The sequence below is a fragment of the Mesorhizobium sp. P2_D6 genome (assembly GCF_056404315.1).
Window position 1 is genome coordinate 15,061 of record NZ_JBFUEG010000015.1, and the last position, 26,387, is coordinate 41,447.

The window sequence follows — 26,387 nt, forward strand, 5'->3', positions numbered from 1 at the left end:
AATGGCACTCGCTAACTTCATCGACCGCGCCGCCACGGCGGCATCTCAGGTCCTAGCCGATTTTCATCTGGAGGACTTTAAAGCAGCTCTTGAAAAGCAGGTCGTGGCCGTCGCCTTTGACGATCAAGCCGCTTCCTGCGCCGAAGGCCAGGCGACACTAGATCTTGCGGTGAGGTTGCTCGCCAGGCTCTATCCAGTTCTGGCGATACTCCCGCTGGGCAGCGCGGCAAGCTCTCAAGCCCAAGCGCTGGAGCGCTTGGCAAAGTCGATAAATCCAAAAGTTGGCATCCGGCGTTCCGGCAAGTCTGCCACCATCTGCGTAGCTGCAGGGCTGACGCGCCCACCACTCCGGTGCCCGACCTTTTTCATGGGATCGGAAGGTTGGGCGGCAAAGCTGTCGCGTACGGACCCGGTGAGCTCCGGCTCGAGTTTGCTGCCCTATGGAGCTGGCGCCGCCAGTTGCTTCGGCGCCGCCAACGTCTTTCGAACCATCTTCGCCGCTCAGCTGACCGGCGCCGAGTTAGACGAAACCATCGACCTCTCGTTATACAGTTACGACAAGACCAAAGCCGGCGAGGCAGGCCCGATCGACATACCTGTCGACCTTGGCGAAACGCACCTCGTTGGGCTCGGTGCGATAGGCCATGGCTCGCTTTGGGCGCTAGCGAGACAACCCGGTCTCACGGGTCGTCTGCATGTAATCGATCACGAAGCAATCGAACTCTCAAACCTGCAGCGCTACGCCTTGGCCGGCCAGGCGGAGATTGGCATGTCCAAGGCGGTTCTTGCAGCCACCGCCCTTAGATCGACGGCCCTTGGGGTCGAGGCGCACCCGCTGACGTGGGCAGAATATGTTGCGCGCCAGGGCGACTGGGTCTTCGACCGAGTGGGTGTGGCGCTTGACACCGCCGCCGACCGTCTGGCGGTCCAAGGTGCTCTGCCCCGATGGATCGCGAATGCCTGGACGCAGGAGCACGACCTCGGCATCTCGCGGCACGGGTTCGATGACGGCCAAGCTTGCCTTTGTTGCATGTACCTGCCGTCCGGGAAATCCAAGGACGAGCACCAGCTGATTGCCGAGGAACTCGGAATACCGGAAGCACACGAGCAGGTGAAAACGCTCCTGCAGACCAATGCCGGAGTTCCCAACGACTTTGTAGTTCGGGTGGCTACAGCGATGGCTGTGCCGTTTGAACCGCTAGCCCCGTTTGTTGGCCAGCCCCTGCGTTCCTTTTATCAGCAGGCTATCTGCGGCGGTCTGGTGTTCCAGCTCAGTGATGGAAGTCGCCGCGGTCGAACCGTGGTTCCGATGGCCTTCCAGTCAGCGCTTGCCGGGATTATGCTTGCCGCCGAGCTCGTCAAACATAGCGCGGGTTTTCCCGTGGGCCCGACGACGAGCACTCGGGTGAATCTTCTGCGCCCACTTGGCTCCCACTTGCACGATCCGAAGGCCAAGGATTCCAGCGGCCGCTGCATCTGTAGCGATGACGATTTCATTGCAGCTTACAGGCGCAAATACGGCAAGAGCGTCGTACAGCTAAGCGATGTCTCCGCCGCCTAAGCAGACGCGCGAATGTCTCCGTTGCCGCCGGGCGGCGATGTGCGCGCCACTACGAAACGCTATGTCCGCTCCTCTGCCGTCCGAGGGTCCATGAGATAGCCTCCCCACGCGCCACACCGGAAACCTCCTTTCCGATGTACCGATCAAGCACCGGCCTCCACGGCACGAGCGTGAACTCGCGCGACTTCTCGATCACGGCATATTTGCCGCTGGCAAGCTCGACCGATCGGCGCAGCGTGCCTTCTATTCGTTCTCCAGGCTGCGCTTCGGCATACGAGAGACCGAGCTGATCCGACAGCTGGCCGGCGACACGGTTCAGATCGCGCTGGCGCAGGATCGAAATCATGTTGGCACGATAGACGACCCCGGTCCTGTTCTTCGTGCGCGAGGCCTTGCGCGATCAGCCACTGCCGCCGACGGGCATGCGCCTCCCGCACCTCATGCCCGAAGCCTGAGTTGCGCAACGGCTCCGGTCTCTCGGCAACCAGGTTCCGGTCGAGCCAGGTGGCGCCTTCGAAGCTGACTTGGCGTTCCAGCGGCATTGATGAGAGCTTCTCGACTATCACAGGCTCGACCCTGGCCCGCAGGCGCTCGTATTCCGCGACACGATCGAGATGATCCGGCGCGATGATCCAGGTGCCATTCGGCTCGCGCTCCACGCCGCCGGTGGAGCGCCGGATCGCCTCCAGCCGGCGGATATGCGTCTCGGCAAAGCTTTCGGTGGCGAACGCATCATGCTTGAGGTGCATATCGACGCTGTAACGGCCGCCGTGTGCGGTAGCGATGTCGGCGATTGTACGGTCGACTTGCCTGGGCTTGGTATCCCTCGACGTGACACGCACGATGCAGCCGTCGGGCGTCGGTTCCGTCAACTCGCCTTTGCCGATGTCTATCCAATGGCTTTTGCCGTCAACGCCGTCGACGATGAGGTAATGCCGATCGTTGATTTCGTCGGCGAGCCCGCACGCGACGAGGCGGCCGACGACCGGTGGGGAGGGCTCTTCACGTCGATCGTGGACAAGGTAATCGGCGGCACTGCGAGCGAGCCCCTTGCCAGTCAGCTCGCGGTGCATGGTCTTGATGATGTCGCCGCGTTCGCCGGTGCGGCGCAGCGTGGCTTCCAGCTCATCATCCAGGCGCCAGCGGACCGGGTCGACCTCCTCGGCCAAGCCCAGCCGCCATGCGCCATGGTTAGCGTTGTTCGTAGCGGCGCGGCGGGCACAGCTGAGCCCGCATCCGAAGTCGACGAGGAAAGGGTATTGCTCCACCGATTTCCGAAGAAGGCCACGGGTCGCAATTGCCCCTGCGGGCCGTGGCGATCTTTTGGTCGCGCTTGCGACATTCTTGTCCGCCTTCGGGACACAACAATGTTTTCGGATAGGCGCGCACGAGGGAGCAGCCCAGCCGGAATCGATCCTCTCCGCGTGGAGACCGGCGCGCCGTGATGAAGAGCTCAAGGGTGTCAAAGACCTTCCTCGACAGGGGGAACAGCAACAGCGCGATGGTAGAGGCGCGACGGCCGCGTCTTCGCAAGTTGCCAGCCTGCGCACGCAATTACACGCTAGAGACAAAGCCTTACGCGGTCGATGCAGTGCCCGCCGGCGTGCGGCAATGCATCGGCTAGGCCCGTCGGGAACGGTTTTCGTCTTCCCTAGCCGGTGCGGTAGTTCTGACTACTCCGACAGTACAGCACCTTTGCTCGGTCCGGATGACCAAGCGATTGTGCGGCGCGCGCGGTCTCGGTCAAGGCACCGCGCCCTGCTCAAGCCGACAGGGCTTCGGCAAAAGATAGTCCGATTCGGTGCCCCCAAGTGAAATGGCATAGCGCTTGCTGTTATCCGTTAGAGCCCACCAAAGCACGTAGAAAGCTATGAACAGAACCATGGCAAAAACGCGAAGTTCCATACAAGCGCCCAAGGAGACCGTGCACATTGGCGCCGAACGTCCCCTCCAGACGTCCCTCCTCCGGTATCTGATTTGCGATGGCTGGTTCGAGACTGACGGAGCCGTGGCGCTCGCCCAATTGTCGCTTACCCGCCTCCGCCAGGAGGATGCCTTTTTTGGAACACGGCATCGACCAAGTGCGGCCTCTCGGGCCCAGGACTGTCGTCGACGCGATCAACGTGCATCAGGCGACGGTAAGCCGGGTGACGTCGAACACATACATGCAGACCCCGCGCGAAGTGTTCGAACTGAAGTATTTTTTCACCGTCGCGAGCGCGTCCTCCCAAGGTGGCGACGCGCGGTGCCCCCCGAAGCTGGCCGCCATCGGATCAAGGCGACAATCGCCGACGAATCGCAAGATGACGTGCTTTCCGACGACGACATCGTCGTCCGGCCCAAGGAAAGGGCCATCGATTTGCGCCGCACCGTCACAAAATATCGCGAAGCGATGAACATCCCCTCGTCCGTGCAATGCCGCAGGGAATGGCGCTTCTGGCGTTAATGCGGGTCAACGCAGCAACCCGAGTTTGCAGCACATCCAAACTGGAGACCCTGTTGATGACCGAATCCGCTACGGGCTTCATGGACGGAGTTCTGCATGACCCAGAACAGCCAGATCAACGGTCTGGTCCCGCATGGGGTGCAGTCATTTCGCTTGCCTTAGGCACCTTTGGGCTTGTGACGGCAGAGTTTCTGCCTGCCAGCGTGCTGACGCCGCTCGCGCATGATCTCTCTATCACCGAGGGTGCAGTTGGACAGGCGCTGACAACGACCGCCATCGTGGGGGCGATCTCGGCGCCGACGATGGCTGTCATCACAAGGCCCCTGGACCGCAGGATCGTCATATGGGCGATGACGCTGCTGCTGATCCTGTCGAACGTTCTATCGGCCGTCGCGGGGTCGCTGCCGGTTCTCCTAGCCGCCCGCGTCGTGCTTGGCATAGCACTCGGAGGGTTCTGGTCGATTTCGGCAGCGCTGGCGATGCGGCTCGTTCCAAGTCACCTCCTGCGGCGCGCCATGTCGATCATCCTCACCGGCGTTACCTGCGCTACCGTTTGCGCGGCTCCAATCGGCGCCTATGTCGGCGATATCTGGGGATGGCGAACCGCCTTCATGATCGCTGCGGTCGTCGGCGCCGTTACGCTGGTAGTGCAACTCATAACCATTCCGAGGCTGCCTCCGATTGGAGTGGCCAGCTTCCGCAGCCTGCTGGATGTGGCCAAGAATCCGATGATCAAAGTCGCTATGTTGGTCGTCCTGCTGGTCGCTTCCGGGCACTTCGCCGGCTTCACCTATATCCGCGCCTTCCTTGAGAAGTTTCCCGCGCTTGATATCGAGACGATCTCGCTCGTGTTGCTCGTCTTTGGCATCGGCGGCTTCTTCGGCAATTTGGCCGGCGGATTCCTGGCCGAGCACAGCCTCAAGGCAGCCGCGGCGCTGCCGCCCCTGCTCATAGCGATGGCCACTGTCTCGCTGCTGACGCTGGGAGCATCGGCTTGGGCCACGGCGATTGCGGTTACCGTATGGGGCTTTGCCTTCGGCGCGGTGCCGGTGGGACTGCAGACATGGATGGTGCTGCACGCTGCTCCCGAGCAGGCCGAAAGCGCCGGTGGGCTGATGGCCGCAACGTTCCAGGTGGCCATCGCAGCGGGCGCGATTTTCGGCGGACTACTGATGGACAATGCCGGCGTCGCCAGTGCCCTTGCCTACAGCGCCGTTGCCTCGTTCCTCGGCGCCCTGACAGTGTTCTTGCTCGGCCCGAAGCGCGAACCTCAGACCACCTGACAGAGAGGCCATCAGTGCAGCGCGGGAAAGATGCAATCATCAGCCGCGCGGTGCGATCCTACGCCCGATTTTTGGCGGTTGCAGGCCTCGTCTCCGGGTGATCGGACGCTGTTGTCCGGCGATTTCGACCGGCGGGGGCGTTTCGAATGATGGTGCCGACGAGAGAAGCTAAGAGTGCCGGACCGAACCGGACCGCCTCGCCGTCGACCGCTCTGGCATGGCGACAATGTCGCTGCAGTGTGGTTATAACCACCTGAATTTTGAAAGATCCTCCAACAGGCGAGAACACGCTACGTGGCCACAAAGGCCGCCGCTAACCGTTAGAACGTGCGGTCTATGCGGCTTTGTCTTGCGGCGAGCATCGGGCGGATCGCGCGCCTGATCTCTTACACGAGGCTCGGGGCCGAACATGCCCCGCAGCTTCCGATTCGGCCCGAAATAGAGGATCGTTCGGCGATGTCGTAGTTGTATTTACCAACTGTGATCCAGCCGCGAATGAACGTCGACAGACCCGCGAGGCGGATTTCCAGCGGCGGAGTCTCAAGCGCCGCCTGCCCGGCGGCTTACCGGAAGTCGGCAGGATGACGAGACGAGTTATCTCACGCTCAGGATCCCCGCAATTCGGTGCGGTGCATTGCGAAAACCTTCAGCCTCGCATAGCTTGCGGTAAAAGTACTTCTTCCACTTCATGTTTTTGGTGTTGCCGGCTGCCAAGGTGGGGAAACACGTGGCACGCGTTATGCAAAATCATCGAATTTGAGTCAGACCCAATTCTACACGCCGGTTCGCACCCGTATGAGGCGCTGAGTAAATCTAGACTGAGACCAGGAGTGCCCGCGACGTCACATGCGGGATGCCTCCTGCAACATTATCTGCCGCATCCAGATGCTTGCCGGATCACTGTTGTGGAGGGTGGGCCATTGGACGGCCTCGGTGAACGTGGGTAGTGGCCGCGGAAGTTCGATGATCCGCAAGGGGAAGGTTTTTTTGAAATGCTGAACCAGCCGGAAGGGCATGGTCGCTATCCGACCTGTGCCTGAGACCATCGGCGGGATCATGCTAAAGGCCTGTACGACGATCTCGACACGTCTCTTGAGACCATGCTCAAGCAAAAACTGTTCCTCGATGGATGGCATCTGGGCACCGCCGACCCTGAACGCAATGTGTTTCATCGACATGTATCTCTCGAATGTAAGCTGACGTGGCAACTGCTTGTTCGTGGGGCAGCCCACGCACACGAATGTCTCGTCGAACAGCGCCGCTCTTGGATGGGCGCTCGACATGAAAAATTCCGGAAGAATCACAAAATCGACGTCACCGCGCCGGAGAAGCTCATCGGGGTCGTCGTCGAGCGGCCGCAATTCGAAGCTGACGGCGGGTGCTTCGCGTGCAACCCGCTCCACGACCTTTTCAAAAAACACGAGTGTGGCGAAATCGGAAAGAATGATCCTGAAGCGGCGATCGGATTGAGCCGGGTCAAATGGATCCCAAGAAATAATCGAGCACTGGATGTGCAGGAGTGCGCCACGAACTGCGGGGGCGAGTGTTTCCGCACGCGGGGTTAGAACACGTTCGCGGCCGCTCATCGTAAACAGTTCATCGTTGAAATAGTCGCGCAGCCGGGCGACAGCCGCGCTCATGGCCGGTTGACTTAGGTTGATGCTGCTTGCCGCCGCCGTGAGGTTGCGCGCGGTCAGCAGTGCGTCGAGCACGACGAGAAGGTTCAGATCAAGGCCTTTGAAACGCATGCCTCATCTGTCCGTAACGTGGTTGCTTGTCATCGTGACCATTATGGGCGCTCGTTTACGGTCCCACTCAGAGGTGTTGTATCCCGACCTGGCGCCCACGCGCGTACTCGTCGCGGTTATGGGGATTGCGCGGCAGATGAGCGAATGGCCGACCGGTACAACAGTCGATCGGATAGGTCCGGAGCTATGAAACATGTTGATTACAGATGCGAATTTTTCACGTGGCTAATTGATTACAGATTGAGATTTGAGCAGACTTGGGCGTGGCGGCGCTCCGACAACGATCCGCGACACATATCCGAGGTCGCGCGCAATCCTGCGAATTGCCATCGCTATGACGACAATCGCCACTCCAAGCACAGTTGCGAAGGCGATTCTGGTCGTGAGATTCCAGACTTCTCCAAACTGTATCAAATCCATGAGGCGAAACACGGCACCCTGGACCAGGTAAAGCAGCAGCGTGCTCTGACCAAGCTGCACCGCGACAAAGCGAGCTACTCTAGTCGAATAGACAAGTCTCCAGCATTGGAACATAGACTGCATTGCTACCGCAGAAGCCGCTAAAGAGCCAGCGAACATCAGAAAAACTTGTTTAGCTGACTGTTCATCATGAATTAAAACGAGATTATTGTAGGCATAAGTCTCCTTGCCCCACCCGAGGAAGCATATGAAAGCCGCTATCGAAAGTAAGACAACAAAAATCCATTTGTAACGCCAGATGACGCCATTCTGCCATCCGATCGGCTGGGCAAACAGGAACCCTAAACAATAAAATGGGTAGGTGTATTTTAACAACGGGGTTATTGATAACGTGATGGGTGCGAATGCGACCGCAATTGCAGATGCGCTTATGATCCATATCGATAGACGGTTGAAAGTTGTAAGAACTCTAATCAGAATGAACGAAATAAATGCCGCCCATATGAACCAGTAGGTTCCAATAACTTCCGTCGACAAGTCCAGCAATGTGTCGGTTAAACTCTTCGTAGGAAAAATCACTACGAACTTTAGCGTCCAGATCAACATACACCAAAAAAGCATTGGCAGTATTAGCTGCATTGCCCGCTCACCGACACCCTGGGTGAACGATTTTCGCAAAATTGCCCCAGAAGAAAGATATCCGCTTATCGCCATAAAGAGAGGCATATGAAACATGTAGATCGACTTGAAATACGGCGACAGCCAGAATGCGTCGGTGCCCTGGTAGATTAAATATTGTAACAGGTGCCCAATTATCACCAAAGTAATGAGTATACCTTTGGCAAAATCAAAGCTTAGGTCTCGGTTGTTTGTCCCTGCTGGGCACGAGCCGCGTCCCTTCGCTCCGGCTCTTATGTGATCAAGCATCAGACTCCAGCCTATCTGTTGCAGTTGCTACTTGCCGTTTCTGGGCACGGCGAGCGCGGTGCAAAGGATCGAAAATCACGCGGATCGCGGCGTGGTATGGAGGGCCGATTGGCTGCAACCGAGCGGACAAAATCCCAGTGCCTGATCGCAAACCTCGAGCGCATTGGTGGTCGCGATCATGTGTGGCGATGCGAACGCCCGGCACTATGGTCGTCTGGCCGTCTCTGCAGAACCTCTCAAGATGGTTTCGCAACGGGTGCCGAACCATGCCAAAAGCGAATGGAATGCCACGCTGCTGCAGCACCGGCCGCATGATGCGGATAGAATGACTCATTCCGTGTCTCTCAAGATCCGGATGCATCCTGTACGATCCGAGTTCGCCTCCCAAGAAATCAACCTCGCCAACCGTGAAGAAATGGCGCAGCAGGTCCTAGTGAGCTGCTACGCCGTGCACATCAGCGCCGATTGCGCGAACCTTCGGCCCTGCACCGGCCCAGCTACAACCGCCTGAAAGCCCCTGTCGCCCATAGGCCTTTTGGAAGAAGGCGGAGAGTTCGACATGATCGGCTACTTACAAGTCATTTCCCAGCACACGCTGCAGAAGCAGTGGCGTGATCGGGCGCATGTAAAGTGCGGTCATCTATGCAGCGCCCTGGAAGTTTGGTAAAATCGATTGTTTAGATCGCGAGCATCCACGCTATGGATAAGTGAAAGATGCGCTTCAAGGGCCTTGATCTGAACCTTCTCGTCGTGCTCGACGCACTGCTGACCGAGCGGACCCTCACGGCGGCGGCAAGCAGCATCAACCTTAGTCAGCCGGCCATGAGCGCGGCCGTCGCCCGGCTGCGCGACTATTTCAACGATGAACTGTTTACGACGAGCGGCCGCGAACGCGTTCTAACCCCGCGTGCGGAAGCACTCGCCCCCGCAGTTCGCAGCGCACTGCTAAAAATCCAGTGCTCGATTATCTCTTGGGATCCGTTTAATCCGGCTCAATCCGATCGCCGTTTCAGGATCATTCTTTCCGATTTCGCCACACTCGTGTTTTTTGAAAAGGTCGTGGAGCGGGTTGCACGCGAAGCACCCGCCGTCAGCTTCGAATTGTTGCCTATAGACGACGACCCCGATGAGCTTCTCCGGCGCGGTGACGTCGATTTTCTGATTTTTCCAGAATTGTTCATGTCAAGTGCCCATCCAAGAGCGGCGCTGTTCGACGACACGCTCGTGTGCGTGGGCTGCTCCACGAACAAGCAGCTGCCACGGCAGCTTACATTCGAGAGATACATGTCGATGAGGCACGTTGCGGTCAAGTTCGGGCGGACGCTGAAGCCCTCCATCGAGGAACAGTTTTTTCTTGAGCATGGTCTCAAGAGACGTGTTGAGATCGTTGTGCAGGCCTTTAGCATGATCCCGCCGATGGTCTCAGGCACAGCTCGTATAGCGACCATGCCCTTCCGGCTGGTTCAGCATTTCAAAAAAACCTTCCCCCTGCGGATCATCGACCTTCCGCTGCCGCTTCCCGCATTCACCGAGGCCGTTCAATGGCCCGCCCTTCACAACAGTGATCCGGCAAGCATCTGGCTGCGAGAGATATTGCTACAGGAGGCGTCTCGAATGACTTCTCCGGGGGACGCCAAAAGGCGCCCCAGGCAGCCCTAATTTACTCCCGCGTCTCACGCCGGCACTCGCGTCAATAGCCCGTGTCGGAAGAGAGCGATGCTCGCGGCAAGTGCGCCTGCGAGGTCGTCCAGCGGGTGGGCTGCGTCGACAAACGGTGCGAATGAGAAGGGCCCACCATAGCCGCCATCAAGCAGCGCCCGGATCTGGCTGCCATTGTCGGAACCGACTAGGACGCGATCCGGGTAAATCCAGTGGATCGGATCGTTCACGCTTGAAATGTGGACGAGACCGGTCAGCTCGGAGGAGAAGAACGCCTCCCCGGCAAGCGTGTGGTGGAACGTGTCGTGCACGAGGCGGAAGACGGATTGGCCATCAATGGCGGCAATGGCCTTGGCCGCTTCGTTCTTCGATCGAAGCGAGCAGGTCCGGAAGCCCAGCGGCTCGATGAGACCGATCAGACCGCGCGACTGGAGGATCGGCTTGAGCGCCTTCAAGGCGACGCGGAGATCGCCCCGGCGCTCGACATTGGCGGGCCAGGAGCCGCCGTTGACCGGCACCAGCATGAGCGCCGTGGCTCCGCAGGCCGCTGCATAATCGGCGAGCTTGCTCGCCTCGGCCCTGCGGGCGGGCGTCCACTCGTTGAAGCGCTGGAGGGCATTGACGGAAATAATCCCAACGCCTGTGTCGGCGGCCGCAGACCGGACGTCCGCCGCCGGCTCGCCGCGTGCCATAGCATTGCTGCCCGGTTGGCTGCGGATCTGGACATCGGTTAGGCCCTGGTCGCGGGCAAAAGCGAAAAGTGCCCTGACGTCAAGTCCGGGCGTCGCCATATAATCGAGTGCAAAGCGGGGCGATGCTTGGCGCATGGCTTGGCTTTCCTTCCATGAAACGGGCGTCATTCTCGGCTGACTGGCTTCTACCGTGCGTTGATTCGCGAGGGCCGAAATGATGGGCATGAGCGAGGCGAGGCAGTCGTACTCACGTTTCTCTCACGCTATGTTTTTCTCTCATTTATGAGCCGACGTTCACCCAAACGGCGGTGCCGCGCCTCCTGAGACATGGCTTGAATAGGTGCAATGACCGAACTGGCTCGCAGCCTTCCAACTGCTTTCGCAAGGTACCCGCCAACCCTGAAAGATGCCCAATCGATCAGATTCAAAGTCAGGCAGCAGGGTGTTTCGCCAGAGCGAGGCCGACGCCCAGCGCGATCATCGCGCCGCCTGACGCCTCCCTCAGGCGGCGGATCAACCCGGGACGCGCTGCCGCGCCGTCTTGAATGCCGCTGGCCACGACGGCAACCACGATGTCGGCGAGCGTGTTGAGCGCAATGGACACGGAGCCAAGCACCGCGAATTGCAGAGCTACGAGCCCTGCGCTCGGATTCACGAACTGCGGAATGAAGGCGAGGAAAAAGACTGCCGTCTTCGGGTTGAGCGCCTCGACCAGTACCCCTTCACGAAACGCCCGCCGGGGTCCGACTGGACCCACTGCGGCGCCGTCATCGCCGCCAGTCGCTCCCTTGAGGCGGGCGGCTTGAAAGGTGCGAAAGCCGAGCCAGACGAGGTAGACCGCGCCGAACAGCTTTAATGCGGAGAACAGTTCCGAGCTCTCGAGCACGATCGCGGAAACACCTAAGCTTGCCGCGAGGACGTGGATCATGCCCCCCAACCCCGTGCCGAAGCTGGAAGCGATACCTTCCCGACGACCACCGGCGAGCGTGCGCGCGGCAACGTAGAAGATGCCCGGACCGGGGGTGATGGCGAGCACGGAGGCCGCGGCGAGGTACAGGGCGAGTGGGGTCAGTTCTGGCATGATGGTCGATTCCGACGAAGTCATGATTATTTTGGGATGAGAGCGGCGACGTCGCGGTCAGATGCCCGCTCGCTCGCCGCAAGGCCCGCCGCCACGCCAGCGCGGTCGGCCGCGTTCCGGTTCTGGCTCATTTTGCGCTTGCCCTCCAACCTCGTGATTGGCATGCGCAGGCCGACGATTCCGCGGAGTTGTGCCTGTACAAAATCCGGCGGCGCGTCCGACACGGCCCAAGGCGAGGCGCGCTCGCCCTCGTGGTGGTCGGTCAGCCGATTCACGACGTCCAGCAGTCTTCCCGCATCCTCGAAGAACTCGACCGGGCCATAGGCGTGGACGGCGACGTAATTCCAGGTCGGGACGACCTTCCCGGTTTCCCGCTTGGTCGCATACCATGCCGGCGTCACGTAAGCGTCCGGCCCCATGAAGATGGCCAAGCCGTCGCCCAGCGGCGGAACACGGCACTGGGGATTGGCCTTCGCCAGGTGCCCGTAGATCACGCCGTGCTCGCCCTCGTTCTCGTTAAGGAAGAGGGGCAGTGGCGTTGCGAGCGGCCCTTCCGCCGTGACGGTAACGAAGTTCGCCAGCAGCGCCGCGCGAATGGTCGCGCGCAGGCATTCCTTGTCGTCGTCGCGGAAAGCGGGAGGGATGTACATCGCGAAACTCCTTGCGTTACCAAGTCAGGTATCGGCAAGCTGGCCTGCTGGAAACAGCCAGTCAGAAGCTATTGAGGTAGGCCAGTTGGGGAAAGATGGCATCGCGCGCCGGATCAGAGCACCGGAATCCCCGGTGCCGGTCACGGTATGCGAATTGCTTGCCAAACCTTTGGACGCAGCCAGCGATCCCGCAGGGTCGCGCTATGTGAGCCTGCGGCAAGCCCAATGAAATCGATCCAACGCGAAGTGAACCATACATTCAAACAATCGTCGAAGAGTGAACCTACCGGCGGTGCTGGGCCATGCCGAGAGCGTGCGCGGGTCCTCATCGTAGCCGGGGACAACAGACGTCTACGCTTAGCCAACTGTCGGAGCCGACCAGTTGGTCCGATGTCGACGAAGTGCTTGTTCGCAGGGCGTAAACGGCCTGTAAGCCTTCATAAGCGAGACCACACAGGTACTGGCTGGGAAAGCAGGTCCATGCGATCTCGCATTTCAGTGATGTTCTGGAAGCGAGCGAATTTCATATCCCCAGGCATCTAATGCAGGAATCAGATTGGACAGCGCCATAACGGTCTGGTTGCGCAGACTGGCTTGAGTGCTCCGTGTCGACTCGTCGGGAGGGCATCCGTCGTGCAAGAGCACGATTGCGCCGGGGCGTACCGAGGCGAGCACTGCATCGACGATCGCGTCGGTGCCGGGGCGCGACCAGTCTCTTGGGTCGATCGACCAATGAAGGGCCGCCAGCCCCGCGATCTCTGAGGCAGTGAGCACTTCTTCGCTCCAGGCGCCGTATGGCGCGCGAATGTAGCGGATCGAGGCCTGCGGGCATGCCAGCATGATGGCCTGGTTCGCCTCAAATACCTCACGTTGCACTTCGCCCAAGCCGCATTTGGACAGGTCCGGATGAGACATCGTGTGGTTGCCTACCTCATGCCCTTCTGCGATCATTCGCTGGATGAGATCCGGATGCTCTGCGGCGTAAGCACCAATGACGAAGAATGTCGCTGGCACCCGATTTTGCGCCAGCACATCGAGTATCTGTGGTGTGAAACATGGATTGGGACCGTCGTCAAACGTCAGATAAACGCTTCGACGCCCGGTGCCGTCAGCGCATTCACTCTGCACCTCCCATCTGTCATCGAGACGTCTCATAGCTGCGAACCCTTGCGGTCAATTGTTGTACCGGTCGGCCATTCGCAATCGGCATAACCCCGATCCTTGAGGTAGGGGCCTACGCTATCGGGGGGAGCTTGTCGCGAAGAGCCGACGCGATGCAGCTTGCGCCGATCACCGATGTACCTGGTCGAAAAGGGGATCGGCTCGCTTGATGTTCGGCGCAGACCAGGAGGGACACACCAGAAAATGCTCCTCGGAGCCAACGCATGCATCGACAATCTCCTTAGGGCTGCACCCTTGAATTCTTCCTATGGGACGTTCTGTCGAATCGGCAAAATCGATTGTTTCGATGACAAGCATCCACGTTGCGGATAGATGAGACAAAGGCTTGGATCGCGCGCAACCTCACGGCGGCAGCAGCATCAACCTTAGTCAGCCGGCCATGAGCGCGGCCGTCGCCCGGCCGCGCGACTATTTCAACGATGAACTGTTTATGATGAGCGGCCGCGAATGCGTTCTAACCCGCGTGAGGAACCGTCAGCGTCTCAGAGTCGAGCGACGACGTCCCGCAGCATCTCGACGCCTTTTTCGATCTGCCGGATGCTCAGGGCGGAATAGCCCATGACAAGCCCGACGCGGTCGGCTTCGCCTGCTCCCGACTGCCGATGATAAAGCGGCGAAATCGGGTGCAGACCCAGACCCGCGTATTGGGCAGCTTCGACCAACGCCATTTCACGCGATCGCGGCAGGTCGTTGAACCATATGACGACGTGCAGTCCAGCCTCTGCCCCCTGGACGGCGATGCGACCTTGAAAACTCCGCTTCAGGGCGGTCAGCAATGCCTCCCGGCGCTCGCCGTTGATGCGGCGCACGCGGCGCACATGGCTTTCATAGCCACCGCTCTCGATCAGAGAGGCCAATGACTCCTGCCCCGCCATCGGAGAATGCCGGTCGGCAAGCTGCTTGGCGGTCTCGAAAACCTGCAGGAATTCCGCCGGGACGACGAGATAACCGATCCGCAGCATCGGCGAGAGCGTCTTGGAGATGGTGCCGAGGTAGATGACGGCTCCATGATCCTCGAGGCTATGCAGCGGGGGAACGGGGCTGATATCGTAGCGATATTCGCTGTCGTAGTCGTCCTCGATGACATAGGCGCCCTGCTCCCGCGCCCATTCCAGAAGCTGATGCCGCCGCGGGATCGGCATGACGCCGCCGAGCGGAAACTGATGCGAGGGCGTCACATAGGCCAGCCGGGCCGCGACCCCCGCCAGTTGCTCCGTTTGCATGCCGTGATCGTCAACCTCGACGGGAACGGGCGTGGCACCTGTACTGGCAAAGACCTGGCGCGCCATCCTGTAGCAGGGGTCCTCGATGACGAAGCTGTCCCCGGGGTCGAGCAGCAGGCGCGCGCAGAGATCGAGGCCCTGCTGCGAACCATTGACGATGACGATCTGCTCGGGGTCGCAGTGCACAGTACGGGCGCGCCAGAGATAGCCCTGAAGCGCTTGGCGGAGCCGGCTCGAACCGCACGGATCGTCATAGGCGAGCCGTGCCGGCCGCTGCGCCATCGCCGCGTTCATCGCGCGCTTCCAAACCGATGCGGGGAAATCTGAGGGCGCCAGGACGCCATATCGGAAATCAACCTTCAGCGTGTTCGGCAGGTAATCCGGCCAGCGCGGAGTACCACGCAGCCGTTCGCCATAGCTTGACAAGTGAACCGGGCCGAACCGTTTTGGGGGATTGGAGGTCAGCTCATGTCCCAGCAGTGAGGATGCGACACGAGGGCGCGCGCCTTGACGGATGTCGATGAAACCTTCCGCGGCCAGCTGCTCGTAGGCGACGGTGACGGTCGTTCGCGAGACTCCAAGTTCCTCGGCGAGACCACGGGAGGACGGCAGCTGGCTGCCGGTGCCGTAAACGCCTCTGAGGATCTGCTCGCGAAGCGCTTCGTAGATTTGGCGCGCGCCCATGCCATGCGAGCGGGTTGAAGCACCGGGACCTGGAGACTGGACCATTTCTTTTCCTGCCAACTGGACATTCCATATCAACCAGTTTGCAGCCACTCCTTCCGAAAGCCAAGAGCACGTCTGAAGCCGATGCCCGAGACCGCAATCCAAGACCGGATGGCACATCTGCGAACGATGCCAAATTCGGCTTCGCTACCCGCGCGATCCATCAACGGCTCCGATCCGGCTGGTTTTCCCGATGCCGTTCAACCACGCGTCTGCCTGAACTCGACCTACGATTGAAAGTGTTGTGGCGAATGAGGCCGCAGCCTTGGCGGCGCAATCCTCGGCGACGCGGAACCCCTCCACACGCTGTACGAAACGGCCTTGCGCTACATCACCGGCGCGGCGCTCCCGACCATGTCGGCCTTCCTGGTTCTGCGCGGGCTGAAAAGGACTCTCACGCTTCGCATGGAATGGCACAGCACCACGGCGCTTGCGATCGCGCAGGTGCGTGACGGGCATTCGGCCGTGGGTTGGGTGAGCTCCCCTTCCTCGACTCGCATCCCGATCAGGCGATTGCCCGAAAGCAGATGTCGGGCATCGCCAACGCTAACCGCGCGGGTGGCCTTGACCAACCGATCTCGAATCCTGAAGAAAGCGCCGGCGAAATCCGCAATGGCGTCATAATTGGAGGGCGAAGGGTCAAGCCGCGCTAAGACATGATCGTCGCCCCACCAACGCATTTGGCCAAAAAGCATCTCAACGACGAATATGCCGGCTTGGCGCGCCGTAGGGCCGCCGCCTTATCCCGCGAGCGGCGCAGCCCGCTCGCACGTCCCGTCCGCTATGCGTAACACCAGGCTGATGCCGGAGACCATAGGCAGTCACCGAACCGGGTCCGCCGTCGAGAAACGACAAATTGGTGCTGTTTTGGGCCACCGGCAAGCAAATCCATTACTGATCCCCGACTGCCATAAGGGTTAGATGGATTGAACATGACATGCTCGCGAGCAGATGCAATCGTCAGGATCCTTGCCTCAGCCGATGGATTGGGCACAGTCATATGAAGGTGCTTGGACAGACCGGTGTTTCGGCAACTGTTATCTGTCGTCCAGCGTTTGGCATCAGTTTTGATCGACTCGAGCAGCTTGCGAGGGACGCATCCGAACGCGGCGCTGCTCCCACAACCGTCGCAGTTCTCCTGTGAGAGCCTCGCGCTGGGCCTGATCCAGCGTAATTGTATCGAGGAGATCCGCGAGCACGGCTTCGCCTTCGATCCGCGTCAGCAGATCGAACAAGTCATGTGAAATACGCACACCGTCACGGCTGGAGTGATCCGTTCGGATTTCGCAGACGGTCTCCTGGCGATCCAGCGCCGTGTGAGCGCGGACCTTATACAGGGATACATAAGGCGGCAATGAAACCGCGAGCGCAGTCCAATCCTCCAGCGTTGTGGCCCGTTTTTTGACGAGGAACGGCCCGACCACAAGTCCATCCAACCCTGTCGTCAGGAACGTGGCAATCGAGTCTGCAACTGAATCCACGATCGGCTCGGCATTGTTGTTAAAGGACGTGTTGAGCAGAATTGGGATGCCAGTGCGCTGCTTGAAGGCATTGATGACGTCCCAGTAGGCCGGACTGGCCTTGCGCGATACTGTTTGCAGCCGAGCCGTACCGTCGACGTGGGTAATGGCGCCGAGCAAACCACGCTTGGAGTCGCGCACACGGACCACGAAATTCATGAAGGGGAATTCGCACGCACTGCCTGGGAGGTCGAAAAATTCGCGCGCATCCTCCTCCAGCACTGATGGGGCGAACGGGCGATACCCTTCCCGCTTCTTGACCATAGCGTTGATCCGGTCCTTGTTTGTGGCGGGCCTGGGGTCGGCAAGAATGCTGCGATTTCCGAGCGCGCGCGGCCCGAACTCCGAACGACCTTGCACCCAGCCGATCACGGCGCCACCGGCCATCCACTCGGCTGCCCTATCCGCCACCGCCTCAGTGCGTTCAAACTCCAGGTGCCCCGCCCATGCCTTGAGTTCTTCTTCGACAGCGTGATCGCTCGCGAGATCCGGCCCCCAATAAACCTCCTGCAATCGCGCACGCGGCGCGGGGCGGCCCAGCTCACCAGACACGATGAGTGCAGCGCCTAATGCGCAGCCAGCGTCATGCGATGCGGGCTGCACGAAGATGTCTTCGAAAAGTCCTGAATAGAGCAGCTTGCCGTTCATGGAGCAATTGTGCGCAACGCCGCCGGCCAGGCACAACCGCGTCATCCCGGTGGCCTCACGATGATGCCGAAGAATGTGAAACACGATGCGTTCGAGTGCTTCCTGTAACGACGCACTCACATCTTTGTGCTGCTGAGTGAATGGCATTCCCTTTTGCCGGACCTGAATGGTGCGAAGCAAACTCGGACCGATGCGGTCCAGGTGGACGCGATACTCGCCGTTTGCAGACAGTTCATAGAACTGCTCGAAAAGCTCGCGATAGGGAACGGGATCGCCGTAGGGGGCAAGCCCCATTACCTTATATTCATCGAACAAGCCGTAGCCGAGATACCGGATCACCTCGAGATAAAATAGCCCAAGGGAATTGTTCTCTGGGAAAGTCGCGAGTTGCGAAATTTCAGCACCAGATCCTACCGCCACAAGACCCGACTGGAAATCACCAGAGCCATCAATCGCGAAAATCAGACTTTGCTCGAAGCCCGACATTGCAAAAGCACTCACGGCGTGCGCCTGATGATGACTTACGAATGAGATACGCGAAGGGTCGAGCTCGCTACCGAACTCCTGCGCCAACAGCTGCTGCACCAAAAATTTGGCATCCAACGGAATGGAGGCGTCCGGCTCGGAAGCAAGCATGTTTTCGAGCATGGCGTTGCAATAGGCTTCGGTAGCGTAGTACGCCACATGATCGATTTCGCTGAGCTGAACCCCAGCGGCTGAAAGACAGTATTGAACCGAACTGATTGGGAGCTTGTTGGAGTGTTTGATCCGATTGAGGCGCTCCTCTTCTACGGCCGCGATGACGTGTCCGTCTCGGACGAGCACCGCAGCGCCATCGTGCATGAATGTATTCGCAATCTGGAATCGGTTTTCATAGACTTTGTCTAATCCGCCGCTCAATCCTAGACACAGCATCTCGCTCTCCGTTTATCGTACAGGAAGACTGAATTGGCCTGTCTCAAGGCCGTTTGATCAAAAACACAGGCTGCGTTGTCGTTCGCCGCCGCGAACGCCAGTCAGACATCACCAACCTCAAAGAAATTCTCTTAGGCCTGGATCAACATGAGATCCTGTGATCGAGGTCCCGGGCGTTCCATAACGTTGAGAGATTGAGTGGATGCCACGAAGACCCTGGGTTGGATGCCGATTTGCGTTGCGATGTCGTTTTTATTTGCAGCACGAAGTCCGTAGCGCATTCTCACTCTCTTTCGTCAGCGCATTAGTCGGCGGCGCAACAGCGCCATCGAGAGGAAGAATGGCAACAGCGCGTACAGGCCGAGCACACCGACGTGCAGGGCGATGCCGCTGATCGGGCGATCAAGCATAACCGGACGAATGAGGTCGATCGCATGTGACAGCGGCATGCATCGCGCTATCTGCTGAAAGGCGCCAGGCAGCTGGTTCAATGGGAAAACGGCGCCCGACAGGAACAGCATAGGTGTGAGGACAAGCGTCTGGTAAAACACGAAGTAATCGTAGCTGGGCGAAAGTGCGGTGACGATCATCGCGAGGCTCGCAAATACGCACCCTGTCAGAGCAATGATTGGCAGCGCATAGAGTACGGACGGCCAGGCGGCATAGCCCAAGGTTGCGGTGACGATGGTAATAGCCGTACCGGCCATGAAGGCCTTGGTGGCTGCCCACGCCAGTTCACCCAGAACGATGTCGCCGAGGGTAACGTGCGTATACAGCATGGCTTCCCATGTGCGTTGAGAATGCATGCGAGCGAAAGCCGCGTACAATGTTTCCAGGGTAGATGCGGTCATCGCACTTACCGCGACCATGCCGGCCGCCAAAAAGGCGATATACGACGCACCATCGACGCGGCCGACCATTATGCCGAGGCCGGTGCCTAGGCCGAAAAGGTAGATCATAGGATCGGCAAGGTTACCGAGAAGCGACACGAGTGCGACTTTCTTCCATGCCAGATAGTTGCGGCGCCATACCGCAACCCAGTTCCACGCATTGGCCGGCAGCGCCGCCGCAAAACCTTCAATCATCGTTCACTCCTCCATCTCGCGCCCGGTCAGCCGCAAGAAAACATCCTCGAGATTGGCTGGACGCAGAAGAAGACGCAGACCTGCTCGCCCCTGCAGTTGCGTGCGCACCTGGTCAGGGTCTGGCGCATAGCAATAAAGGGTTTCGCCGCTGACCTCGATGCGCTGGGAATGTGGCTTGACCAGCGAAAGCAACTCGTGCGGATCGCCGCCATAAATCTCCATGACCTGGCATCCGATATGCTCGTCGATCAGCGCCTGCGGGCCGCCTTCGGCGATGTTGCGGCCCTTTTCGAGTACGCACAGCCGATCGCATAATCGCTCAGCCTCTTCCATGAAATGCGTCGTCAGGATAATCGTCTTGCCGCGTGCCAACAGGGCGCGCAGCCGCTCCCAGATCAGGTGGCGCGCGTGCGGATCGAGACCGGTGGTCGGCTCGTCCATCACAATGAGCTGGGGGTCGTTGATCAACGCCCGCGCCATTGTCAGGCATCGTTTCATGCCGCCGGACAGTTCCGAGACGCGCGCATCCGCCTTGCGCTCGAGGCGAGCGAACTCGAGAAGCGACGGGATGACCGCTTCGCTCTGACGTGTGCTCATGCCGAAGTAGCGTCCGAACACCAGCAGGTTCTCTCGTACGGTGAATTCCTGGTCAAGATTGTCGAATTGCGGGACCACGCCAATGCCCCTGCGTGCCAGCCGAGCGCGCGCCGGCACCGGGACGCCGAGCACCGTGATCGTGCCCGCGTCAGGGCATGTCATGCCGAGGAGCATACGCGCAATCGTGCTTTTGCCCGCCCCGTTTGGTCCGAGGAGGCCGAAACACTCTCCCGACGCAACGGAGAACGACAGTTCGTCGACAACGATCTTGTTCCCATACGACTTGGTTACGCCGGCAAAATCGACTGCCACGGTCGACAGAGAGTCAGGCACGGAGCTTTTCGCGCTTGTCTGCCCGTGAGACTCCCGTTCGATCGCAGGAGTCTCGAATCGCCGCAAATCCTCTGGGCCCAACTTACGCTTCAACACTTGATGTTTCTGGTCCTGGCTCAAAACTCTTCCACCTGAGATCACGTGACTATTGCTGTTCGCTGTAAGCTGCGTCAGATCCCACCAAGTTCGGCTTTGAACTGGTGCCGCCAGTGTCTGTCACATTGGCAGCAGAGCTGCGCGACAACCAATCGCTGTTGCTCAATGTGCACAGCGCGTATGCTTTCAACGGGAGCAAGAGAAAGATGTTGATGAGTGTGTGGAGCGAGAATCCGAGAAATCGAAGTTGGCGCGCACGAAACGCTGCCACGCTGCAGCGAACTATAGTCATGGCTGCAATCATCAGGCATGCCGTCCAAGGCACAGTACCTGTCGTTACGAATTGCGCGAGCCCCGCCAGAATCGACAAAGAGAGCAATAATGGGCCAATATTCTGGCCAATCACGTCCAATGTGAGATAAATATTAAGGCCGCGCAGCAGTTGGAACGCCAGCAACGTGTCACGGAAAGTGCTCCGGGCCCAGCGAAGCTGTTGGCGCAGATAGGGACCCATGCTGTTGGGAACGACTGTTGCCGCGACGGCCTCCGGGACATACTCTGTTCGAAAGCCTGCTTTCAGCATCAGGATCGTAAGGTGGCGGTCCTCGCCGAAGTCGCTCGGCTTCCCTCGAAAGCGCTGCGTCTCGTACTGATCCAGCAGCGAAACAAGCGCGGATCGCCGGTACATGGCACACGGACCGCAGCAACACATGACGGCACCGAACCGAGCCTGCGCTGCCCGCTCTTCGTTGCAGGCGAGCCAGTATTCCATGTCGATCAACCGCGTCAGCCAAGTTTCACTGCGATTGCTAGCCGCCAATTGGCCCATGGCGGCGCCGACCGCTTGATCTTGCATCTTTAGCGCAAGCCTGGTGATGACGTCCGGGGCGAGTATCGTGTCCGAATCTACATTGACTACCAAATCTCCGCACGAGCGGCGAATGGCGGCAATCTGCGCCTTGCGCTTTCCGACATTCTTTGGGAGCGCAATGAAGTTGAACCTCGGGTCGCCCGCGTATTCCTCGTGTACACCCACGAGGGCATCGCGGTTTGCAGAACCGTCATCAACAACATAGACCTGCAGTTTGCCGGCGTAGTCCTGACTTGCAATGGAAGTCAGGCAGTCCGAGAGGGTGCGAGGCGCCTCGTTGTAGCACGGGATAATGACATCGACGCTCGGCCAAGGCTCACCGCTGGGCGGGTCGCCCGAGGTCGGCGGTACGTTTGTAGGCAGGGTATAAAAGACCTGCGCGGTTTTGTAGACGGTCGACAGCAGCGCATAAGAGCAGATGGCAACAGTACTGGCTGTGGCAAACAGGGTCATGAGATGTCAGATTTTTCTGTGAATTTGAGGAAGCGAGCGGATAACAGATCCGCGGTCATAGCTCTGGACCGTTCCGATCGATCAAAGTGCCGGCCGGCCACTCGCTCATCGAGCGTCCAATTGGGAGCACCATGAGGAGTACGTCGTCGTCGACTCGCGTCGTGGAAGGCAGATCGGGGTACACGTCCGGGAGGGTTGAACGCACGCGAACGCCCGTCAGAATGTTCGCCAAGCCTTTGCGGCAGAACCTCCCAACATGGTTCCGGAGCGCTTGCCGAACCGTGCCGAAAGCGAATGGAACGCCAAGCTGCTGCAGCACTGGATACATCACGCTAATCGAATGGGCGATTCCCAGCCCCTCAAGATCCGGACGCACCCCGTATAGACCGAGTTCAGCGACCAGCAGATCAACGTCGCCAACTTTGATGTATCGGCGCAGCACGCCCATGTGAGCCGCTACCCCGTGCACATCATAGCCGATTGCGCGGACCTCCGGCCTTGCACCGGCCCAACTTCGACCGCCTTCGAATTGCTTTCCATTGAAGGCTCCGGTCGGCTCATAGGTCTTCCGGAAGAACTCAGAGAGTTCGAGGTGATCGGGAAGCTGCAACTCATTTTCCCAGCATAACCTCCACTGCACGTCAGGGCGCATGCGAAGACTTCCTCTTTTTCGGGTTCTTTTGTGCACCTCACGCGGTAGAGCAATGGCGGTGCATGTCATGGGTCTAATGAACGACCCTCCCGGATTGGTAAAATTGATTGTTTAGATCGCGAGCATCCACGCTGTGGATGTTAAAACCGTGCCTTTCAAAGGCCCTGATCTGAACCATCTGGTCGTGCTCGATTGGCCCGATAAGCGGCGGCACCGATGGCAGCTGTCGGTGACACAACCTGATTCAAGAGCGGCCGCCAGCGCGTGGCTGCGCCCGTGCCGAAGCAGCGATCAAGTGGAGGATGGCCCGACTGTTAGGCGTCAGCAAAGGCGGCGACCGTTGGCGCACGCTGATGATGCATGGCGATCGCGCAGCTCTGGATCGCCGGCGGCAAACAGGTTCCGCGAAGCTCTGGCTCGACAAGTTGCGGCAAGGCGGCATGCCAATGGCGCGATGGTCGCGCTCGCCAACAGGAATCGTCTGGTCAATGCTTTCGAGTGTTGCCAGTCAACCGGACTGTCGGTGAAAGCACCTGGAGAGCGGGAAGGAGGGCGCGCCCGGATGGCGCTACTTCGAACGAATTGCTTGAGGTTTGGCAGGCTGGAACCCCTAGCTTGAGCACCTGAGGCCTGAAGTGCGCGAAGGGGCTGGGCCCTAAGTTTTTCATTCCGTACGAGGGATCAAAGATCGCCGCAAACAGAAATGGCAGCCTAGGGAGCGTCAGCACTTGCGCCCGCCGAAGGGCCGGGACGCGGGACTGACTGCAACGACGAGATCGGTTATAAGTCTGGGGCCGTTGAGGTGGAAGCGGGCGAAAACCCCTCGAGGCTCGCGGCGCAGAACATCGAGCCGCATGAAGAAGCCGGATGTAGTCAGCAGTTGTTACCATCAACCGGATCCAGCTAACTTGTTGCAATCGGGCGCTCTTATACGTCCCCATATTGGGTCAGCTTGACACCACAGAAGCGCACACAGTTTCCAAGTGTTTTATCAGGAAGCGGAAATCGGCTTTCGGAAGAGGGCCAGCAGGCAGTCTTCATTGATCGACGCGCCCCGGCACTCGATGCACTCGATCTCGGTCAACGATTCGTTGAGCATGGCGATAGTGGTCTCTGCACCAGCAGCGTGCCCCCAGCGTTGGCAATTGGCGTCACGTGCCGACCCGAAAACCAGCTGCCCGCCTGGCGCAAGCAGACCTACCAGGTTGCGGACTGCCGCGCGGATCTGAACGAGGTCTCCGACGTAGTAAAGAACCTCCGCAACGACGATCAGGTCGAACAGCTCATCACTCGAAAACTGTTGAACATCGGAAATTATCCAGCTGATGTGCGGCGTCTCCTTCATGCGTGAACGTGCTCGCGTAATCGCTGGCTCCACGACATCGATCACAGTGAGCCGCTGGCAAATGGGGGCTAGCCGCTCCGTAAAAGCGCCGGCAGCGCACCCGACTTCGAGCGCATTCGCGACTCGACCTTGCGCAAGTGACAACCGGAGAATTTGGGTGTGGCGCTCCCGCTCGAACGGGTTGCCATCGAGCCGCCATGGATCGTCTGCGGCCATTTCTCGATTCAGCAGTTCATGATCGATTTTATGGGTCAAATTCGCACCTAGCTAAGGCAGCAATCACCGGCGCTGCAAATGCCGTCAGATGTCGGTAGGGTCGGGACCGTACTGCGGGCCGAGGCAGTTGATTTCGGTCACGCTCCTAATAGGGTCGGCAGGATTGGCAAAATTGATTGTTTGGATGACAACCATCCACGCGCTGAACACATCGAAGGCGGAATTGGGCGTGGCTGGGTCCACTTCTGTGTGACGCCGGCCGACAAACGCTTTGCGGCGGTGGGGAATTCCGCACACACACGGCGATTGACACGTTGACGATCCGCGATGGAAGAGCTCGCGGTATTAGAGCAGCCCCGTCTTCATCAAGCTGATCCCGCGCAGCCGCGACCGTTCACGTCGAACCACACGCGCCCGCCTGCTACGACGCCGCACGCTGATGCTGACACTATGGTGACTGGGGTTTACCGCCTCAGCATGGCCGCAATGCCATGACGGACAAAGGGAAGATGTTGGCCGAGGCGCAGCCCCACATGCCTTGCAAGCCGTGCCGCCGGATGCTCGCTTGAGTAGAGTCCGACGAGGATATTCGTAGCATGGTAGAGCGGCGCCGCCGACAGGCGCAGTCGGCTTTCATATCTGTGGAGCATGTCGGGGTCGGCAATGTCGCGACGGTCACGCCATGCGGTCTCTATACCGCGGGCGAGTTGCTTCTGGCCGCCGAGGCCGATGTTGAAGCCATGCGCGGTCACCGGGTGCATGCCAATGGCAGCGTCGCCGATCAATGCGGCGCTCGGCGCCCGGAACCTGTGCGCCCAGGTCGTGGCCAACGGATAGATATAGCGTTGGCTTGCCAGGTTCATATTGCCGAGGCGGCCTCGACAGCGCTTTGTCAACTCGCTCAGGAACAACTCGTCGTCGAGGGCAAGCAGTCCGTCGGCCACGTTTGAGGGCAAAGTCAAAAGCAGCGACGACACGCCTTGCGCGAGAGGCAACATCGCCACCGTCTGATGGTGATCGAACCATTCGATCGCGATCTGGTGGTGGGGGCGCTCGTGCCTCACCCGGCAAATCAGCATCGAGTTGCCAAGCCGATTGATATCGGCGCCGATGCCGAGCAGATTGCGGGTGGCGGAAAAACGCGAATCGGCTGCAACGAGAAGCCGAGCGCTCAGCTGCCTGCCATTGGAGAGCGTTATCACTGCTCCTTGACGGCTGTTTGTTGCACGCACGACCGACTGGCCGCACAGCAGCCGGGCATGGCCCCGCAAGCGGATGATCTTGAACAGGGCATCGCGGATCTGGCAATTCGGGACCAGAACGCCCAGTGGTTCCGCGGATCCGGCGGGGGCATCGAAACACAACGCAAACGGGCTCGATCCGTTGAGGACGCGTGCGCCTTGAAGCGGTGACTTGTCCGAAGCGGAGATAACATCCCAGGCGCCGAGCTCGCGAAGGATTCCAATCGAGGCGTGGGTGAGCGCTATCTCGCGACCGTCGAAAGCCGGACTTGCCAGTCTTTCCAGGGACTGCCCTTCGACAACCGCCAGTTTGAGCTGGCTATGGGCAAGCGATGCGGCGAAGGAAAGTCCGACCGGCCCGGCGCCCACGACAATAATGTCGAAGCTGTCGTCACAGCTGGCCATCAGCGTGCCGCCAGCGCGTCGGTTCTCTTCGTGAGATGATGGGGGAGTCGAGCCGCATGTCGTGCATCGATTGCGCTGTGATCTATCGCCCGCATCGCCTCAAGCGCGTTTCTCACGTCGGTTCCTGGCTGGTGAAGCGTCATTTGCCTGCCGTATGATCTGGATTGTCAAGATGATGGGAGCGACGACCAGGCTGTCGGTCAGCCCATGCGTTTTCCCGTGAAGGACTGGCGATCAAACCACGCCGACAAGGGCGTGGCCTTGATCTGGGTCAGTCGAGGCGGAACCGGCTCAGATGACATCGATCCAATCCAGTCATGCGGCAGCTGATTCCATGACGACGCCATTGGGTCGGCCAAAAGGGCGGGGCGGTCGCGCGTGGTGAGCGGTCGGACACCGGGAATGAGCGTCT

General features: G+C 59.6%; 22 protein-coding genes and 5 pseudogenes. 8 read left to right on the forward strand and 19 right to left on the reverse strand.

The genetic code is table 11. The features are described from left to right. Position 1 precedes the first annotated feature (1 nt). On the forward strand, positions 2 to 1,561 hold the full coding sequence (locus AC1D1L_RS25425) for an E2 ligase fold family C protein (RefSeq protein WP_199201279.1): 1,560 nt from the start codon (positions 2 to 4) through the stop codon (positions 1,559 to 1,561). Between the two features lie 49 nt (positions 1,562 to 1,610). Here AC1D1L_RS25425 and AC1D1L_RS25430 read toward each other — a convergent pair whose 3' ends face one another. Then, positions 1,611 to 1,907 (reverse strand): DUF3363 domain-containing protein, encoded by a 297-nt coding sequence (locus AC1D1L_RS25430; protein WP_477344129.1) that lies wholly within the window; start codon positions 1,905 to 1,907, stop codon positions 1,611 to 1,613. 73 nt (positions 1,908 to 1,980) lie between these two features. Further along, positions 1,981 to 3,111, reverse strand: a pseudogene (locus AC1D1L_RS25435) (DUF3363 domain-containing protein); the annotation flags it as partial. Between the two features lie 507 nt (positions 3,112 to 3,618). On the opposite strand from AC1D1L_RS25435, the pseudogene AC1D1L_RS25440 reads away from it, so the two are divergent. Both AC1D1L_RS25440 and AC1D1L_RS25445 read left to right on the forward strand, forming a co-directional pair. Next, positions 3,619 to 4,007, forward strand: a pseudogene (locus tag AC1D1L_RS25440) (RNA polymerase factor sigma-54); the annotation flags it as partial. 56 nt (positions 4,008 to 4,063) lie between these two features. Next, complete coding sequence (locus AC1D1L_RS25445; protein ID WP_477344211.1) at positions 4,064 to 5,290, forward strand: MFS transporter; 1,227 nt, start codon at positions 4,064 to 4,066, stop codon at positions 5,288 to 5,290. Between the two features lie 616 nt (positions 5,291 to 5,906). Here AC1D1L_RS25445 and AC1D1L_RS25450 read toward each other — a convergent pair. Continuing rightward, positions 5,907 to 6,022, reverse strand: a pseudogene (locus AC1D1L_RS25450) (nitrogen fixation protein NifQ); the annotation flags it as partial. Between the two features lie 110 nt (positions 6,023 to 6,132). After that, positions 6,133 to 7,038: a LysR family transcriptional regulator gene (locus AC1D1L_RS25455; RefSeq protein WP_477344130.1), complete on the reverse strand. Its 906-nt coding sequence runs from the start codon at positions 7,036 to 7,038 to the stop codon at positions 6,133 to 6,135. A gap of 43 nt (positions 7,039 to 7,081) precedes the next feature. Between AC1D1L_RS25455 and AC1D1L_RS25460 the strand changes: the two genes are divergently transcribed. Beyond that, positions 7,082 to 7,228 carry a hypothetical protein gene (locus AC1D1L_RS25460; RefSeq protein ID WP_477344212.1) on the forward strand — a complete coding sequence of 49 codons (147 nt, stop codon included), beginning with the start codon at positions 7,082 to 7,084 and terminating at the stop codon, positions 7,226 to 7,228. A gap of 35 nt (positions 7,229 to 7,263) precedes the next feature. Here the strand turns inward: AC1D1L_RS25460 and nolL are convergent, their stop codons facing one another. Together nolL and AC1D1L_RS25470 are read right to left on the reverse strand one after the other, a co-directional pair. After that, positions 7,264 to 8,385 (reverse strand): nodulation factor fucose acetyltransferase NolL, encoded by a 1,122-nt coding sequence (nolL, locus tag AC1D1L_RS25465; RefSeq protein ID WP_477344131.1) that lies wholly within the window; start codon positions 8,383 to 8,385, stop codon positions 7,264 to 7,266. Next, positions 8,378 to 8,893, reverse strand: a pseudogene (locus tag AC1D1L_RS25470) (GNAT family protein); the annotation flags it as partial. The pseudogene AC1D1L_RS25470 and the gene nolL, both read right to left, overlap by 8 nt. Positions 8,894 to 9,099: 206 nt before the next feature. On the opposite strand from AC1D1L_RS25470, the gene AC1D1L_RS25475 reads away from it, so the two are divergent. Next, positions 9,100 to 10,044: a LysR family transcriptional regulator gene (locus AC1D1L_RS25475; protein ID WP_477344132.1), complete on the forward strand. Its 945-nt coding sequence runs from the start codon at positions 9,100 to 9,102 to the stop codon at positions 10,042 to 10,044. Positions 10,045 to 10,058: 14 nt separating this feature from the next. Here AC1D1L_RS25475 and AC1D1L_RS25480 read toward each other — a convergent pair whose 3' ends face one another. The 3 genes from AC1D1L_RS25480 to AC1D1L_RS25490 form a co-directional block, all read right to left on the reverse strand. Continuing rightward, entirely contained in the window at positions 10,059 to 10,904 is an 846-nt protein-coding gene (locus tag AC1D1L_RS25480) for a TIM barrel protein (protein WP_477344213.1), read from the reverse strand. A 262-nt stretch (positions 10,905 to 11,166) separates the two neighbouring features. Next, positions 11,167 to 11,817: a LysE family translocator gene (locus AC1D1L_RS25485; RefSeq protein ID WP_027033372.1), complete on the reverse strand. Its 651-nt coding sequence runs from the start codon at positions 11,815 to 11,817 to the stop codon at positions 11,167 to 11,169. A gap of 26 nt (positions 11,818 to 11,843) precedes the next feature. Next, positions 11,844 to 12,467 (reverse strand): FMN-binding negative transcriptional regulator, encoded by a 624-nt coding sequence (locus tag AC1D1L_RS25490; protein ID WP_027033371.1) that lies wholly within the window; start codon positions 12,465 to 12,467, stop codon positions 11,844 to 11,846. On the opposite strand from AC1D1L_RS25490, the gene AC1D1L_RS25495 reads away from it, so the two are divergent. Beyond that, positions 12,460 to 12,696 (forward strand): hypothetical protein, encoded by a 237-nt coding sequence (locus tag AC1D1L_RS25495; protein ID WP_477344133.1) that lies wholly within the window; start codon positions 12,460 to 12,462, stop codon positions 12,694 to 12,696. The two genes, AC1D1L_RS25490 and AC1D1L_RS25495, sit on opposite strands and share 8 nt — an antisense overlap. Before the next feature lie 266 nt (positions 12,697 to 12,962). Here the strand turns inward: AC1D1L_RS25495 and nodB are convergent, their stop codons facing one another. Continuing rightward, on the reverse strand, positions 12,963 to 13,622 hold the full coding sequence (gene nodB / locus AC1D1L_RS25500; RefSeq protein WP_214393647.1) for a chitooligosaccharide deacetylase NodB: 660 nt from the start codon (positions 13,620 to 13,622) through the stop codon (positions 12,963 to 12,965). Between the two features lie 382 nt (positions 13,623 to 14,004). On the opposite strand from nodB, the pseudogene AC1D1L_RS25505 reads away from it, so the two are divergent. Then, positions 14,005 to 14,109 (forward strand): annotated as a pseudogene (locus tag AC1D1L_RS25505) (LysR family transcriptional regulator); the annotation flags it as partial. A gap of 22 nt (positions 14,110 to 14,131) precedes the next feature. Here the strand turns inward: AC1D1L_RS25505 and pdxR are convergent. Then, a complete protein-coding gene (pdxR, locus tag AC1D1L_RS25510; RefSeq protein WP_477344214.1) occupies positions 14,132 to 15,601 on the reverse strand; it encodes a MocR-like pyridoxine biosynthesis transcription factor PdxR in 1,470 nt (489 codons plus the stop codon). 318 nt (positions 15,602 to 15,919) lie between these two features. Here pdxR and AC1D1L_RS25515 point away from each other — a divergent pair, with 318 nt between their 5' ends. Beyond that, the gene (locus AC1D1L_RS25515) at positions 15,920 to 16,222 is read left to right on the forward strand and encodes a PLP-dependent transferase (RefSeq protein ID WP_477344135.1); all 303 of its coding nucleotides are present in this window, start codon (positions 15,920 to 15,922) and stop codon (positions 16,220 to 16,222) included. 157 nt (positions 16,223 to 16,379) lie between these two features. Here AC1D1L_RS25515 and AC1D1L_RS25520 read toward each other — a convergent pair whose 3' ends face one another. The 8 genes from AC1D1L_RS25520 to ubiM form a co-directional block, all read right to left on the reverse strand. After that, positions 16,380 to 16,598, reverse strand: coding sequence for a nodulation protein NodZ (locus tag AC1D1L_RS25520; protein WP_006328890.1), 219 nt, complete (start codon positions 16,596 to 16,598; stop codon positions 16,380 to 16,382). A gap of 61 nt (positions 16,599 to 16,659) precedes the next feature. After that, positions 16,660 to 18,681: a carbamoyltransferase family protein gene (locus AC1D1L_RS25525; RefSeq protein ID WP_477344136.1), complete on the reverse strand. Its 2,022-nt coding sequence runs from the start codon at positions 18,679 to 18,681 to the stop codon at positions 16,660 to 16,662. A 296-nt stretch (positions 18,682 to 18,977) separates the two neighbouring features. Further along, a complete protein-coding gene (locus AC1D1L_RS25530; protein ID WP_010913823.1) occupies positions 18,978 to 19,766 on the reverse strand; it encodes an ABC transporter permease in 789 nt (262 codons plus the stop codon). A gap of 3 nt (positions 19,767 to 19,769) precedes the next feature. Further along, the gene (nodI, locus tag AC1D1L_RS25535; protein WP_006328887.1) at positions 19,770 to 20,792 is read right to left on the reverse strand and encodes a nodulation factor ABC transporter ATP-binding protein NodI; all 1,023 of its coding nucleotides are present in this window, start codon (positions 20,790 to 20,792) and stop codon (positions 19,770 to 19,772) included. Between the two features lie 49 nt (positions 20,793 to 20,841). Then, positions 20,842 to 22,116 (reverse strand): chitooligosaccharide synthase NodC, encoded by a 1,275-nt coding sequence (nodC, locus tag AC1D1L_RS25540; protein WP_477344137.1) that lies wholly within the window; start codon positions 22,114 to 22,116, stop codon positions 20,842 to 20,844. Positions 22,117 to 22,171: 55 nt separating this feature from the next. Continuing rightward, positions 22,172 to 22,768, reverse strand: coding sequence for a NodA family N-acyltransferase (locus AC1D1L_RS25545; RefSeq protein WP_172374577.1), 597 nt, complete (start codon positions 22,766 to 22,768; stop codon positions 22,172 to 22,174). A 991-nt stretch (positions 22,769 to 23,759) separates the two neighbouring features. Beyond that, a complete protein-coding gene (gene nodS, locus AC1D1L_RS25550) occupies positions 23,760 to 24,368 on the reverse strand; it encodes a nodulation methyltransferase NodS (RefSeq protein WP_036240893.1) in 609 nt (202 codons plus the stop codon). 425 nt (positions 24,369 to 24,793) lie between these two features. Beyond that, a complete protein-coding gene (gene ubiM, locus AC1D1L_RS25555) occupies positions 24,794 to 25,975 on the reverse strand; it encodes a 5-demethoxyubiquinol-8 5-hydroxylase UbiM (RefSeq protein WP_477344139.1) in 1,182 nt (393 codons plus the stop codon). Between the last annotated feature and the right edge of the window lie 412 nt (positions 25,976 to 26,387).